Consider the following 14,284-nt stretch of genomic DNA (forward strand, 5'->3'; position numbering starts at 1 on the left):
ATGAGCGCACAGAATTCACACGCACACGCAGGCCACGACCATCATCACCACGATGAGGGCCCGCACAGCACGTTCTCCGGCTACATGATCGGTTTCGTGCTGTCGATCATCCTGACCGCCATTCCGTTCTGGCTCGTGATGGCCAAGGTGATCTCCGACCGCAACACCGCCATCCTGGTGCTCGGCGGCTTCGCCGTGGTCCAGATCCTGGTGCACATGGTGTATTTCCTGCACATGAACGGCAAGGTCGAAGGTGGCTGGACCATGCTGTCCACGATCTTCACCGTGGTCTTCGTGGCGATCGCCATCGCCGGCACGCTGTGGGTCATGTTCCACATGAACACCAACATGATGCCCGAGCACACCATGCCCGCATCCACAGCCCCGCTGCCACCGCCGGTGAACAACGCGCCCTGACGCGCCGTGGCGGACCGCAGACCGGACGCCGGCCCCCGCCGGCGCTCCCCCCTCCTGAAGGCGATGCTCATCCTGGTGGGCATCGCCTTGTTCTTGGGCTTTCTGGCATTGGGCACCTGGCAGGTGCAGCGCCGGGCCTGGAAGCTCGCGCTGATCGAGCGCGTGGACCAGCGCGTGCACAGTGCTCCCGTGCCGATTCCCGGGCCTGCCGAATGGCCGCGGGTCGATGCCGCGGGCTATGAATACCTGCCCGTCACGGCCACCGGCCGCTGGCTCGGAGACAAGACCGTGCTCGCCCAGGCCACCACCGAACTGGGTGCCGGCTTCTGGGTGATGACGCCGCTGCAGCAGCCGGACGGCACGCAGGTGCTGGTCAACCGCGGCTTCGTGCCGCAGGAGCAGCGGGCCCGCTGGCTGCCCGGTGCAGCGGCCGACGCAGATACCGCTGCGGCCCAGGCCGCCAGCACGGCCACGTCCGTCACCGTGCAGGGCCTGCTGCGCCTCAGCGAGCCGCGCGGTGGCTTCCTGCGGACCAACGACCCTGCGCAGCAGCGCTGGTATTCGCGCGATGTCGCGGCCATCGCCGCGGACCGGCAACTCGCGCAGGCCGCCCCATTCTTCATCGATGCCGGGCTGCCCGATCCTCGGACATCGGCGGCAGCGATGGCAGCCGTGCCCACCGGCGCGCAGGCGTGGCCCCGCGCCGGCATGACGGTGATCCGCTTCCCCAACAGCCATCTCGTGTATGCGTTGACCTGGTACGGTCTCGCGTTGATGGTTGCCGCCGCGGGCTGGTATGTGGCACGCTACGAGTTTCGCCTGCGCGCCGCCGACCGTGCCCTCTCCCGCTCCACGCCACAGCCTCCGCGCTGAATCCCTGCCCGCCGCTCCGTCACCCTCCGCGCGCAATGCCCGTTACGCCAACGCGGCTGCTGGCCTCAAGAACCTCCACCAGCTGATCCAGCTGCGCTGGGTGGCCGTGGTCGGCCAGGTCTTCACCATCGAGGTCGCCTACTACAGCCTGGGGCTGTCGCTGCCCATGCACGAGATGCTCATGGTGGTGGGCTGCCTCGCGCTCTTCAACGTCGTGAGCCTGCTGCGCTGGCGCACCGGGCACAGCGTGCGGCAGGTGGAGCTGTTCCTGGCGCTGCTCATCGACGTGGCGGTGCTCACCGTGCAGCTCTACCTGAGCGGCGGCACGGGCAATCCGTTCGTCTTTCTCTACCTGTTGCAGATCGCGGTGGGCGCCGTGCTGCTGCGCGGCGGCTTCATCTGGTCCATGGTGGTCATCGCCACCTGCTGCTTCGCCGCGCTCTCGCGCTACAACCTGCCGTTGCCGCTCACCGCCGACCTGCAGCGCGGCCTGTCGAGCCCCTACCTGCTGGGCCTGCTGGTGTGCTTCCTGCTCAACGCGATCCTGCTGGTGATCTTCATCACGCGCATCGAGCACAACCTGCGCCAGCGCGATGCGCGGCTGGCCGCCGCACGCCAGCGCGCCCTGGAAGAGGAGCACATCGTGCGCATGGGCCTACTGGCCTCCGGCGCAGCGCACGAACTGGGCACGCCGCTCTCCACCATGGCCGTGATCCTGGGCGACTGGCGGCACGACCGGCGCCTGGCCGCCGACACGGTGCTGCAGGACGAGATCGCCGAGATGCAGATCCAGGTACAGCGCTGCAAGACCATCGTGAGCGGCATTCTGCTGTCGGCCGGCGAGACACGCGGCGAGGCTTCGGCGCAGACCACCGTGCGCACCTTCGTGGACGACCTGGCCCGGGACTGGCGCGCCACGCGCTCCATCGCCGCCTTCGACTACGACAACCGCTTCGGCACCGACACGCCCATGGTGGCCGACACCACCTTGCAGCAGATGGTCTTCAATGTGTTGGACAATGCCCGGGACGCCTCGCCCGACTGGGTGGGACTCGCCGTCGAGCGCGACGCCGATACGCTGCGCATCACCGTCACCGATGCCGGCCCCGGCTTCGATCCGGCCATCCTCGCCCAGTTGGGTAAACCCTACCAGTCGAGCAAGGGCCGTGCGGGCGGCGGGCTCGGACTCTTCCTGGCCATGAACGTGGCGCGCACGCTCGGCGGCAGCGTCACGGCACGCAACCCGCAAGGCGGCGGCGCCGAGGTGAGCATCCGCCTGCCCCTCGCCGCCATCGCCCTGACCGAAACCGGACAACCACACCATGGACGATGAACGCCTGCTGCTGATCGTGGAAGACGACGAAGCCCTCGCGCGCACGCTCGCACGCTCCTTCGAACGGCGCGGCTACCGCGTGCTGCAGGCCGACAGCCTGGCCGGCGTGGAAGACCTGCTGGCCGGGCCCGCGCCCGGCTATGCGGTGGTCGATCTCAAGCTCAAGGGCGAAGCCTCCGGCCTCGCCTGCGTGCAGAAGCTGCATGCCGGCAATCCCGAGATGCGCATCGTGGTGCTGACCGGCTTCGCCAGCATCGCCACGGCCGTGGAGGCCGTGAAGCTCGGTGCCTGCCATTACCTGGCCAAGCCCTCCAATACCGACGACATCGAAGCCGCCTTCGGCCTTGCCGAAGGCAACACCGAGGTGGAACTCACCAACCGCTCCAGCTCGATCAAGACGCTCGAATGGGAGCGCATCCACGAGGTGCTGGCGGAAACCGACTTCAATATTTCCGAGGCCGCACGCCGCCTCGGCATGCACCGGCGCACCCTGACGCGCAAATTGGGCAAGCAGCGCGTCTGAATTGCGCTTTTCTGCCGCCGTACGGGCATGAAGTTCGTCTTAATGCCGTCTTTTGCTTCGATGAATCCACTCGGCAATGAACGGGTCGATACTGCGCCTCCGGGAGGCCCATCCGGGCCTTCCCTGCCGCAGCCAGGAACCGCCCCATGCCCTCTTCCATCATCGAACGCCTCGCCGGCGCAGGCCTTCTGGACCGCATCTTCGTCGGCGGGCAATGGATCCGCCCCCACGGCCAGGACCGTTTCCCGGTCATCGATCCCTCCACCGAGGAAGCCGTCGCGGAGATCGTGCTGGGCGACGCCGAGGATGCCGCTGCCGCAATAACCGCCGCCCGGCAGGCCTTCGCGGGCTGGTCGGCCACCCCGCCCGGAAACCGCTCAGCGATGCTCGACAGCATCCACAGCCTGATCCTCGAACGGGCAGAGCTGTTCGCCCAGGCGATCTCGCTGGAAATGGGGTCCGCCATCGCGGCGGCGCGCGGCGCGCAGGTGCCGTCCGCGGCCGAGCACATCCGCGTGGCGCGCGATCTCGCGGCCACCTACCCGTTCGCCACGCGCCGCGGAGACATCGACATCCTGCGCGAGCCCATCGGCGTGTGCGGCCTCATCACGCCGTGGAACTGGCCCCTGTACCAGATCACCGCCAAGGTGGGGCCGGCGCTGGCCGCGGGATGCACCGTGGTGCTGAAGCCCAGTGAACTCTCGCCGCTGAGCGCGCTGCTGTTCGCCGAGCTGCTGCAGGACGCCGGCCTGCCCGCGGGCGTTTTCAATCTCGTGAGCGGCACGGGGCCGGAGGTCGGTGCGGCCCTGGCATCGCACCCCGAGGTGGACATGGTCTCGATCACCGGCTCCACCCGTGCGGGCGTCCTGGTGGCCCAGGCCGCCGCGCCGACCGTCAAGCGCGTGGCGCAGGAACTGGGCGGCAAGTCGCCCAACGTCCTCCTTCCCGACGCCGACCTCGCGCAGGCCGTGGCCGGCGGCATCGCCGCCGCCTTCCGCAACGTGGGCCAGTCCTGCAGCGCCCCCACGCGCATGATCGTGCCGCGCGAACGGCTCGCCGAGGTCGAGCGGCTCGCCAGCGAGGCCGTCTCCCGCCTCGCCGTGGGGGCGCCGGCCTCGCCGCAGACCACGCACGGCCCCGTGGCCAACCGTGCGCAGTTCAACCGCGTGCAGGAGATGATCGAGGCAGGCATCGGCGAAGGCGCGCGCCTCGTCTGCGGCGGCCCGGGCCGGCCCGAGGGCCTACCGCGCGGCTTCTACGTGCGCCCGACCGTCTTTTCGGGCGTGCAGCCGCAGATGCGGATCGCGCAGGAGGAAATCTTCGGCCCGGTGCTGGCCGTGATCCCCTACGACACCGTGGACGAGGCCGTGGAGATCGCGAACGGCACCGAATACGGCCTGGGTGCCCATGTCCAGGGCGCCGATCCGCACGCGGCCCGCGCCGTCGCGGGTCGGATCCGCTCCGGGCAGGTGCACGTCAACTACCCCGCATGGAATCCCGACGCTCCCTTCGGCGGGTACAAGCGCTCGGGCAACGGGCGCGAATACGGCCAGGAAGGGCTGGAAGAGTACCTGGAGACCAAGGCCATTCTCGGCCTCGGCGCCTCTGCCCGATAGCGGTGGCGGCACCGCCCACCCTTTTAGCGTGGCGCAAGGCCACGGCCCGAAACGTCCAACGAAAGCCATCGATGTCCCAGCCGCTGCGCACGATCGAAACTTCACAGGCCCTGCCCACCCACGCCGATGCGGTGGTGATCGGCGGCGGGATCATCGGGGTCTTCACGGCCTACTACCTGGCGCGCCGGGGCCTCTCGGTGGCATTGGTCGAGAAGGGCCTGATCGGGGCCGAGCAATCCAGCCGCAACTGGGGCTGGTGCCGCCAGCAGAACCGCGATGCGCGCGAGCTGCCCATGGCGACCCGCAGCCTCGATCTCTGGGCGCAGTTCGCTGCCGACAGCGGCGAGGACACGGGCTTCAAGCGGTGCGGGCTGCTGTACCTGAGCGATGACGAAGGCGAGCTGTCCGGCTGGGCGAACTGGAGGGATTTCGCGAAGACCATGGGCGTCACCACCCACATGCTGAGCGGCCAGCAAGCCACCGAGCGCGGCCGCGGAACCGGTCGGGCCTGGCGGGGCGGCGTCTTCTCGCCGAGCGATGGCACGGCCGATCCCTCCAAGGCCGCGCCGGCCGTGGCCGCGGCCGTGCAGAAACTGGGCGGCAGCGTGCACCAGCGCTGCGCGGCCCGCGGTATCGAAGTGCAGGGCGGCCAGGTCTGCGGTGTCGTGACCGAGGCGGGCACCATCCGCACCCGCTCGGTGGTCTTCTCGGGCGGGGCCTGGGCGTCCTCCTTCTGCCGGCAACTCGGCATCCGGTTTCCACAGGCCACCGTCCGCCAGTCGATCGTCCGCGTGGTGCCCGTGGACGGCGCGGACCTGCCCGACGCACTGCACACGACCCGTGTCTCGGCCACCCGCCGCAGCGACGGGAGCTACGCATTGGCCATCAGCGGCCGCGGGCGGGTCGATCCCACGGCGCAGCTCCTGCGCTTCGCGCCCCAGTTCCTGCCGATGTTCGCGAAGCGCTGGCGCAACATCCGCCCCGGCGGGCTCGAAGGGGTGCGCGCGGGCCACGAAACCCTGGCGCGGTGGCGGCTCGACGCGCCCACTCCCATGGAGCGCATGCGCATTCTCGACCCGCGGCCCGATGCCGCGGCCGTGCAGCAGACCCACCAGCGTGCCATCGAACTGCTGCCCGCCCTCCGCGGCACGGGCATCGCCAACGCCTGGGCCGGCTTCGTGGACAGCACGCCGGACGGCGTTCCCGGCATCGGCGAAGTGCCCGGCATCGGCGGCTTCATCCTGGCGGCCGGGTTCTCCGGACACGGCTTCGGCATCGGCCCCGGCGCCGGGCACCTGATTGCCGATCTGGTCACGGGCGCAAAGCCGATCTTCGACCCGGCTCCGTACCGGCCGGAGCGGTTCAGCAGTTCATCGTGGGGCAAGGTCGCCGACTTCTAGGCACGCCTGCACCGCAAGGCCGTGCGCGGCCGCCGGGCCTCAACCGAGCAGCAGGCCCAGCCCCAGCGCCAGCAGGCCCGCCATGAGGCAGCGCCGGAATGCCTGCGGGGACAGGTGCCGGCGCAGCCGCGCGCCTAGTGCCATGCCGGCGATGGCCGGCGCCAGCAGCAGCATCGAGACCGCCAGCGTCGCCGGAGGCAGACTGGCCTGCGATGCGAGGCCCGCGCCCAACGCGATCGTGGACACCGTGAAGCACAGCCCCATCGCCTGCACGAGCGCATCGCGCTGCAGCCCCAGTGCCTGCAGATAGGGCACGGCCGGTACGACGAACACACCCGTCGCGGCCGTGATGGCACCCGTCGCCGCCCCCACGGGGAACCCCAGCCAGCGCTGGTGCCGCGCGGGCACGGCGGGCAGGTGCGCCCCCGCCAGCGACCAGCCCGCGTAGGCGATGAGTGCCGCTCCGAGCGCCATGCGGGCGCCCTGGCCCTCGGGCGGGCCCAGCCACCACGCCCCTGCCCAGGTGCCAGCGCAGATGCCCACCTGCAGCCCGGCCATCCGCCGCAGCAGCGCCGGCACGCCGCGCCACGGCCCGGTCTGCCAGAGGTTGGTGGCGAGCGACGGCACGACCAGCAGCGCCGCGGCCTGCGCGGGTGGCATCCAGAGCGCAAGCAGCGCCATGGAAACGGTGGGCAGGCCCAGCCCGACCACGCCCTTCACCATGCCCGCCAGCAGGAACACCGCCGCCGCCGCGCAGGCCATGCCCAGCGGCGGGAAAGCCCCCACCGATCCCCACCCCACCGATCCCCACCCCGTCGCTCCCGCCATGGCCGTGCTCCCTGTCCACTGCGCCACCAGCGGCGCGGTGCCGCGATTCTGGAAGCGCTGCGGGCCGCGCGCCATGCGGATGTTCCGTGGCCGGGCTTCGGCGCCGCCGAAGGCAGAGCGGCTCCTGCGTGGTAGCGTGCGGCATGCGCTTCGATCTCACCGACCTGCAGCTCTTTCTCCACGTGCACGAGGCCGGCACGATCACGGCGGGCGCGCAGCGCTCGCACCTCTCCCTGGCATCGGCCAGCGAGCGCATCGTCGCCATGGAGCAGGCGCTCGGCGCGCCGCTGCTGGTGCGCGGGCAGCGCGGCGTGCGCGCCACGGCCGCAGGCCAGACGCTGGCGCACCACGCTCGCGCCGTGCTGCAGCAGATGGAGCAACTGCGCGGTGAACTCGGTGCGCACGGCAGCGGCCTGTCCGGCCACGTGCGCATGCTCTGCAATACCTCCGCGATGAGCGAGCACCTGCCCGGGCCGCTCTCGGCCTTCCTGGCGGCGCACCCGCGCACGGCCGTGGACGCCCTGGAGCGCGGGAGCGACGACGTGGCCGACGGCGTGCGGGGCGGCCTGTGCGACATCGGCATCGCCTCCCGCGCCGCCGACCTGCAGGGCCTGCAGACCCACCCTTTCGTGGCCGACCCCCTGGTGCTGGTCGTGCCCCCGGGCCACCGGCTGGCCGCGCGCGGCGCCATCGCCCTGGCGGACGCTGCGGGCGAGGATTTCGTGGGCCTGCCCGAGGACAGCGCACTGCAGGTCCACCTCGCGCGCCAGGCACGGCGCGCGGGCCGGCGGCTGCGCTACCGCGCGCGCCTGCAGCACGTCGATGCCGTGTGCCGGCTGGTGGGCCTGGGCGCGGGGCTCGTGGCCATCGTGCCGCGCGCCTCGGCCCTGCGGCTCGCCCGCAGCACCCGCGTGCAGCGCGTGCCCCTTACCGACCCGTGGGCCGCGCGCGAACTGGTGCTCTGCGTCCGCCCCGAGGCCGGCGCCCTGCCCGCCCACGCCCGCGCGCTGCTGGACCACCTCGCCGCGCGCTGAACCGCGGCGGCCCCGCCCCGCCCCGCGCGGGCCCGCTTGCTTGCTTGTCCTGGATCAAGGCACCGTGCGCCTGCGCGCCGCAGAATCGCGCGCTTTGCCGCGCGCTGCCCGCCGCGGGCCTTCTCCGGGCCGCGGCGCCCGCGCCGGCACCCAGGACCCCTGCCATGCCCACCCCTACCGCCCCCGAACTGCTGCTGCCCGCCGGATCGCTCGACAAGATGCGCACGGCCTACGACTTCGGCGCCGATGCCGTCTACGCGGGCCAGCCGCGCTACTCGCTGCGCGCGCGCAACAACGAGTTCCGGCTGGAGCAGATCGGCCAGGGCATCCGCGAGGCGCATGCGCGCGGGCGCAGGTTCTTCGTCACCAGCAACCTGCTGCCGCACGACGACAAGGTGCGCACCTACCTGCGCGACATCGAGCCGGTGATCGCGCTCTGCCCCGACGCGCTCATCATGGCCGACCCCGGGCTCATCATGATGGTGCGCGAACGCTGGCCCGGCATGCCCATCCACCTCTCGGTGCAGGCGAACACGGTGAACGCGATGGCCGTGAAGTTCTGGCAGCGCATGGGGCTGGCGCGCATCATCCTCTCGCGCGAACTGGGGCTGGACGAGATCGCAGGCATCCGCCAGCAGTGCCCGGACATCGAGCTGGAAGTGTTCGTCCATGGCGCGCTGTGCATCGCCTATTCGGGGCGCTGCCTGCTCTCGGGCTACTTCAACCGGCGCGATGCCAACCAGGGCACCTGCACCAACGCCTGCCGCTGGAGCTATGCGGCCGGCGCCGCCACCGACGCCACCGACAGCGGCGAGGTGCTGCCCGAGCGGCTCCAGGGCGACTTCGACCTGCAGGCGGAGCAAAGCGACGCCGACGGCGCCTTCGCGGCCTGCGGCGGCGCGGCGCGCCACCCGCTGGCCGACCGCGTGTACCTGCTGGAGGAAAAGGAGCGCCCCGGCGAACTGCTGCCCGTGATGGAGGACGAACACGGCACCTACATCCTCAACAGCCGCGACCTGCGCGCCGTGGAGCACGTGCAGCGCCTGGTCGCCATCGGCGTGGATTCGCTCAAGATCGAAGGGCGCACCAAGAGCCGCTACTACGTGGCCCGGACCGCGCAGGTGTACCGCCGCGCCATCGACGACGCAGTGGCCGGCCGGCCGTTCGATCCGGCGCTGCTCACGGAACTCGACGGGCTGGCGCACCGCGGCTACACGGCCGGATTCCTGCAGCGCCGCCCGGCGCAGGACCTGCAGAACTACACGACGGGCAGCTCGCAGCCGGTGCGCAGCCAGTTCGTCGGCCAGGTGGTCGCCACGGGCGACGGCTGGGCCGAGGTGGAAACCAAGAACCGCTTCGCCGTGGGCGACCGGCTGGAGATCATCCACCCCTCGGGCAACCGCACCGTGCGGCTGGAGCGCATGCACGCGGCCGACAGCGGCGCGCCGCTCCACGCCGCGCCGGGCAGCCCGCTGCGCGTGCGCATCCCGATGGACGGGCCGGCCGACGGCGCCATGCTGGCCCGGCTCATGAATGAAAACACCTCCATGCCGCCGATTCCATTGAATAGTTAGCTATAAAAAATATAGCAAATTCATCGGTGGCGGAAAGCGGGTGCCGTGCGCGCTTCAGCGCTGCGGCGCAGGGGCTTCACCCGGCTGCCGCGGCGGGGCCCGGTGGCAGATCGGCCATCTGCCGCTCGAAAGCCCGCAGGCGCTTGTAGATCGAGAGCTGCTCCACCACCGTGCTCCAGTTCTGCACGAGGAACTGGAACGAATCCATCACCTTGTCGAAGGCGCGCGAGATCTGCTGCATCACCCCGAGCGTGATGACGCCTGCGATCAGGGTGGGGCCGAGCGCCACCAGCGGCACCAGCACGCTCACCTGCAGGTACGACCACTTCACCACGTCGAAGTACAGGTAGTTGAAGAAGAGGCGGAAATAGTTGCGGCGCACCTCCGCGAACAGCGCGGCGGCCGTGGGCGGGGAGGCGCGGGCCGGGTCGTCCTCGCCCAGGACCAGCTCCTTGCGGTAGGCGGCTTCGACGCGCTGGTTGTGGAACTCCAGGCCGGGCAGCCGCACGCCCACCACGGCCAGCAGCAGCGTGCCGCCCAGCGACCAGGCCAGGGCCACCCAGACCAGCGCATGCGGCACGGCCCCGATGAGCGGCAGGCCCGTGAGCTTGTCCGACAGCACCCAGAGCACCGGCAGGAACGCCGCCAGCGTCATCAGGCTGCGCATGCCGCTCAGGCCCAGGTCCTCCATCGTGCGGGCGAAGCGCATGGTGTCCTCCTGCACGCGCTGCGCGGCGCCTTCGATGTGGCGCAGCCGCGGCCAGGCGGCCATGTAGTGCTCGTTCATGGCCTGCCGCCAGCGGAAGATGTAGTGCTTGCAGAAGAAATCCACCAGCACCGCCGTCGTGACGTAGGCCATGGCGATGCGCGTGAAGGTGGAGAGCTGCCCCCAGAACTGCTCGGGGCCGATGCTGCCGGGCTTGCCCAGCGAGGTCTGGATCAGGTCGTAGAAGCTGCCGAACCAGTCGTTGATCTGCACATCGAGTTCGACGCGGTACCAGGTGGCCAGCAGGATCAGCGCGGAGCCTGCGATCGACCAGGCCCACCACCGGCGGGAGAGAAAAAAGGACTTGAACATCGGGAGGCCGTGTGGGAGTGGTTATGCGCCGTGCGACCCGGGCCCGCCGGGAAATGTTCCGCGTGTCGCGCGCCCGGGGCGCGGCTTTCAGCCCCGCATAAGAAAAGGCCCCGGGGATCGCTCCCCGGGGCCTTTTTCCATGCCAGGCGCCTCGCGGCACGGGCCCGGCGGGGCCCATGGCGTCAGGCGGTGACGGCCTTGGCGGCGTCCGCGTATTCCTCGATCTGGTCGAAGTTCATGTAGCGGTACACGCTCGCCTTGTCGGCATCGATGACGCCCATCTCCTGCAGGTACTCTTCCTTGGTGGGCAGGTGGCCCAGGCGGGAGGCGATGGCGGCCAGCTCGGCCGAGCCCAGGAACACGTTGGTGTTCTTGCCCAGGCGGTTCGGGAAGTTGCGGGTGGAGGTGGAGATCACCGTCGCGCCCTCACGCACCTGCGCCTGGTTGCCCATGCACAGCGAGCAGCCCGGCATCTCGGTGCGCGCGCCGGCCGTTCCGAAGGCGGCGTAGTGGCCTTCCTTGATCAGTTCGCTCTCATCCATCTTGGTCGGCGGCGCGACCCACAGCTTGACGGGAATGTCGCGCTGGCCGCCCAGCAGCTTGGCGGCTGCGCGGAAGTGACCGATGTTGGTCATGCACGAACCGATGAAGGCCTCGTCGATCTTGGTGCCCGCCACTTCGGAGAGGAACTTGGCGTCGTCCGGATCGTTCGGGCAGCACACGATGGGCTCGGTGATGTCGGCCAGGTCGATCTCGATCACGGCGGCGTACTCGGCGTCCTTGTCGGCCTCGAGCAGCTGCGGATCGGCGAGCCAAGCTTCCACCTTCTCGATGCGGCGCTTGAGGGTGCGCGCGTCGGCGTAGCCGTCGGCGATCATGTTCTTCATCAGCACGACGTTGCTGGTGAGGTATTCCTTGATCGGCTCGGGGTTGAGCTTGATGGTGCAACCGGCGGCCGAGCGTTCGGCCGAAGCGTCGGAGAGTTCGAACGCCTGTTCGACCTTCAGCTCGGGCAGGCCTTCGATTTCGAGGATGCGGCCCGAGAAGATGTTCTTCTTGCCGGCCTTGGCCACCGTCAGCAGGCCCGCCTTGATGGCGTACAGCGGAATGGCGTGCACGAGGTCGCGCAGCGTCACGCCGGGCTGCAGTTCGCCCTTGAAGCGCACCAGCACCGATTCAGGCATGTCCAGCGGCATCACGCCGGTGGCGGCGCCGAAGGCCACGAGGCCCGAACCGGCAGGGAACGAGATGCCGATCGGGAAGCGCGTGTGCGAATCGCCGCCCGTGCCCACGGTGTCGGGCAGCAGCAGGCGGTTCAGCCAGCTGTGGATCACGCCGTCGCCGGGGCGCAGCGCCACGCCGCCGCGGTTGCTGATGAAGGCGGGCAGTTCGCGGTGCGTCTTCACGTCCACGGGCTTCGGGTAGGCGGCCGTGTGGCAGAACGACTGCATCACCATGTCGGCCGAGAAGCCCAGGCAGGCCAGGTCCTTCAGCTCGTCGCGGGTCATCGGGCCGGTGGTGTCCTGGGAGCCCACGGTGGTCATCTTGGGTTCGCAGTACGTGCCGGGGCGCACGCCCTGGCCTTCCGGCAGGCCCACGGCGCGGCCGACCATCTTCTGCGCCAGCGTGAAGCCGGCCTTCGTCTCCGCCGGAGCCTGCGGCAGGCGGAACGCGGTGGATGCGGGCAGGCCCAGGAATTCACGTGCCTTGGTCGTCAGCGAGCGGCCGATGATCAGGTTGATGCGGCCGCCGGCTCGCACTTCGTCGAACAGCACGTCGCTCTTGAGCTGGAATTCACCCACGGTCTCGCCGTTGCGCACCAGCTTGCCGTCGTAGGGCAGCACGTCGATCACGTCGCCCATTTCCAGCTTGGACACGTCCACTTCGATCGGCAGGGAGCCGGAGTCTTCCTGCGTGTTGAAGAAGATCGGAGCGATCTTGCCGCCCAGCGTGACACCGCCGAAGCGCTTGTTCGGCACGAACGGGATGTCGGCGCCCGTGGCCCAGATCACGCTGTTGGTGGCCGACTTGCGCGAGGAGCCCGTGCCCACCACGTCGCCCACGTAAGCCACGAGGTGGCCCTTCTTCTTCAGGTCCTCAATGAATTGCATCGGGCCGCGCTTGCCGTCTTCCTCGGGCTTGAAGGCCGCGTCGGGGCGCGTGTTCTTCAGCATGGCGAGGTAGTGCAGCGGAATGTCGGGGCGGCTCCAGGCGTCGGGCGCGGGCGAGAGGTCGTCGGTGTTGGTTTCGCCGGGCACCTTGAACACGGTGACGGTGATCTTCTTGGCGACTTCGGGGCGGCTGGTGAACCACTCGGCATCGGCCCACGACTGCATGACTTCCTTGGCCTTGGCATTGCCGGCCTTGGCCTTCTCGGCCACGTCGTTGAAGAAGTCGAACATCAGCAGCGTCTTCTTCAGGCCTTCGGCGGCCACGGGCGCCACTTCGGCGTCGTCCAGCAGCTCGATCAGCGGATGCACGTTGTAGCCGCCCACCATGGTGCCCAGCAGCTCGGTGGCCTTGGCCTTGGAGACCAGGTCGACCTGCAGGTCGCCGTGCGCCACGGCGGCCAGGAAGCTGGCCTTGACCTTGGCGGCATCGTCCACGCCCGGGGGCACGCGGTGCGTCAGCAGGTCCAGCAGGAACGCGTCCTCGCCGGCGGGCGGGCTCTTGATCAGCTCGATCAGCTCGGCCACCTGCTTCGCGTCGAGCGGCAGGGGAGGAATGCCCAGGGCGGCGCGCTCGGCCACATGGTCACGGTAGGCTTTCAACATGGTGTTCTCCGGTGGGTTCGTTTGGATTTTTGGGGACGATGTCATCCGGCGGGCGCCTGGCAGGCGTCCGTCCGTGGTGGTTTCCAGGGCGGCGCCTTTCGGCCCGCCGTCTGCCGCCTCGCCTTACTTGGCGGGCGCTTCGGCCGCGGCCGGCGCAGTGGCCGCTGCAGCCGCAGGCGAATCCAGCAGGCTCGGCTGGGGGTTCTTGCGGATGGATTCGGTGACTGCGACCTGCTGCGGGCTCATGCATTCGTCGGCCAGGCGCTGGCCCAGCTTTTGGTTCATGAGCATGGACTTGTTGGCGATCTGGATCCAGACGGCGCCGGCCTGCGCATCTTCCAGGCGCACCGCGCCGGTGCTCGTGGACACCGGCGTCATGCGGTAGTGGAAGCCCTTGCCGGCCACCTGGAAGTACCCGGGCGACTTCGGATCGGCCTCGATGTTGACCGAAGCCCCCAGCTCGCAGGGGATGTGGCCCGTGTGAACGCGCTCGGCGATCGCCAGCTCGGCGGGGCTGAGCGCGGCCTCGGCGGCGATCAGGCCGGACGCCACCTGGTTGGTCGCGCTCTTGAGCTGCGCACGGCTGCTCTGCGGCTTGGCCTTGGCCACCTTGGTGGACTTGGATTCTTCCGACTTCGAGGCCGCGGCCTTCGTGCTCTTGGCGGGGGCCTTGGCTGCAGGCTTGGCGCCCTCCGTCTTGGCGGCAGCGGCTGTCTTGGCCGGGGCCTTGGCGGCCGGCTTGGCCGGGGTGGAGGAGGCATCCTGCGCCAGCACCAGGGCAGGAGTCAGCAGCATCAGTGCGGAAGCGATGAGTTGTTTCATGGGGACTCCAGC

Annotated in this window: 12 protein-coding genes; 8 read left to right on the top strand and 4 right to left on the bottom strand. The window is 70.0% G+C overall.

What is annotated here, in order from left to right; genetic code table 11:
- The 6 genes from cyoD (at nt 1) to BM144_RS06335 (ending at nt 6,162) form a co-directional block, all read left to right on the top strand.
- A complete protein-coding gene (gene cyoD / locus BM144_RS06310) occupies nt 1–417 on the top strand; it encodes a cytochrome o ubiquinol oxidase subunit IV (protein WP_092950436.1) in 417 nt (138 codons plus the stop codon).
- 63 nt (nt 418–480) lie between these two features.
- The gene (locus tag BM144_RS06315) at nt 481–1,290 is read left to right on the top strand and encodes an SURF1 family protein (RefSeq protein ID WP_092950437.1); all 810 of its coding nucleotides are present in this window, start codon (nt 481–483) and stop codon (nt 1,288–1,290) included.
- Nucleotides 1,214–2,623, top strand: a complete 1,410-nt coding sequence (locus BM144_RS06320; RefSeq protein ID WP_092950438.1) for an ATP-binding protein — start codon at nt 1,214–1,216, stop codon at nt 2,621–2,623. Before BM144_RS06315 ends, BM144_RS06320 begins: the two co-directional genes overlap by 77 nt.
- Nucleotides 2,613–3,146: a response regulator transcription factor gene (locus tag BM144_RS06325; protein ID WP_092950439.1), complete on the top strand. Its 534-nt coding sequence runs from the start codon at nt 2,613–2,615 to the stop codon at nt 3,144–3,146. The genes BM144_RS06320 and BM144_RS06325 overlap by 11 nt, the downstream gene beginning before the upstream one ends.
- Nucleotides 3,147–3,292: 146 nt before the next feature.
- A complete protein-coding gene (locus tag BM144_RS06330; protein WP_092950440.1) occupies nt 3,293–4,762 on the top strand; it encodes an aldehyde dehydrogenase family protein in 1,470 nt (489 codons plus the stop codon).
- A 71-nt stretch (nt 4,763–4,833) separates the two neighbouring features.
- The gene (locus tag BM144_RS06335) at nt 4,834–6,162 is read left to right on the top strand and encodes an NAD(P)/FAD-dependent oxidoreductase (protein WP_092950441.1); all 1,329 of its coding nucleotides are present in this window, start codon (nt 4,834–4,836) and stop codon (nt 6,160–6,162) included.
- Between the two features lie 39 nt (nt 6,163–6,201).
- On the opposite strand, the gene BM144_RS06340 is transcribed toward BM144_RS06335, so the two are convergent.
- Nucleotides 6,202–6,924 (bottom strand): sulfite exporter TauE/SafE family protein, encoded by a 723-nt coding sequence (locus BM144_RS06340; RefSeq protein ID WP_092950503.1) that lies wholly within the window; start codon nt 6,922–6,924, stop codon nt 6,202–6,204.
- A 209-nt stretch (nt 6,925–7,133) separates the two neighbouring features.
- Between BM144_RS06340 and BM144_RS06345 the strand changes: the two genes are divergently transcribed.
- Nucleotides 7,134–8,024: a LysR family transcriptional regulator gene (locus BM144_RS06345; RefSeq protein WP_092950442.1), complete on the top strand. Its 891-nt coding sequence runs from the start codon at nt 7,134–7,136 to the stop codon at nt 8,022–8,024.
- 164 nt (nt 8,025–8,188) lie between these two features.
- Nucleotides 8,189–9,598, top strand: coding sequence for a prephenate-dependent tRNA uridine(34) hydroxylase TrhP (trhP, locus tag BM144_RS06350; protein ID WP_092950443.1), 1,410 nt, complete (start codon nt 8,189–8,191; stop codon nt 9,596–9,598).
- A gap of 76 nt (nt 9,599–9,674) precedes the next feature.
- Here the strand turns inward: trhP and BM144_RS06355 are convergent, their stop codons facing one another.
- The 3 genes from BM144_RS06355 to BM144_RS06365 form a co-directional block, all read right to left on the bottom strand.
- Entirely contained in the window at nt 9,675–10,676 is a 1,002-nt protein-coding gene (locus BM144_RS06355; RefSeq protein ID WP_092950444.1) for a putative transporter, read from the bottom strand.
- 182 nt (nt 10,677–10,858) lie between these two features.
- Nucleotides 10,859–13,450, bottom strand: coding sequence for a bifunctional aconitate hydratase 2/2-methylisocitrate dehydratase (acnB, locus tag BM144_RS06360; RefSeq protein ID WP_092950445.1), 2,592 nt, complete (start codon nt 13,448–13,450; stop codon nt 10,859–10,861).
- 123 nt (nt 13,451–13,573) lie between these two features.
- On the bottom strand, nt 13,574–14,272 hold the full coding sequence (locus tag BM144_RS06365) for a hypothetical protein (protein WP_092950446.1): 699 nt from the start codon (nt 14,270–14,272) through the stop codon (nt 13,574–13,576).
- Nucleotides 14,273–14,284: the final 12 nt, after the last annotated feature.

Source organism: Paracidovorax konjaci, assembly GCF_900112675.1.
Lineage (GTDB): Bacteria > Pseudomonadota > Gammaproteobacteria > Burkholderiales > Burkholderiaceae_C > Paracidovorax > Paracidovorax konjaci.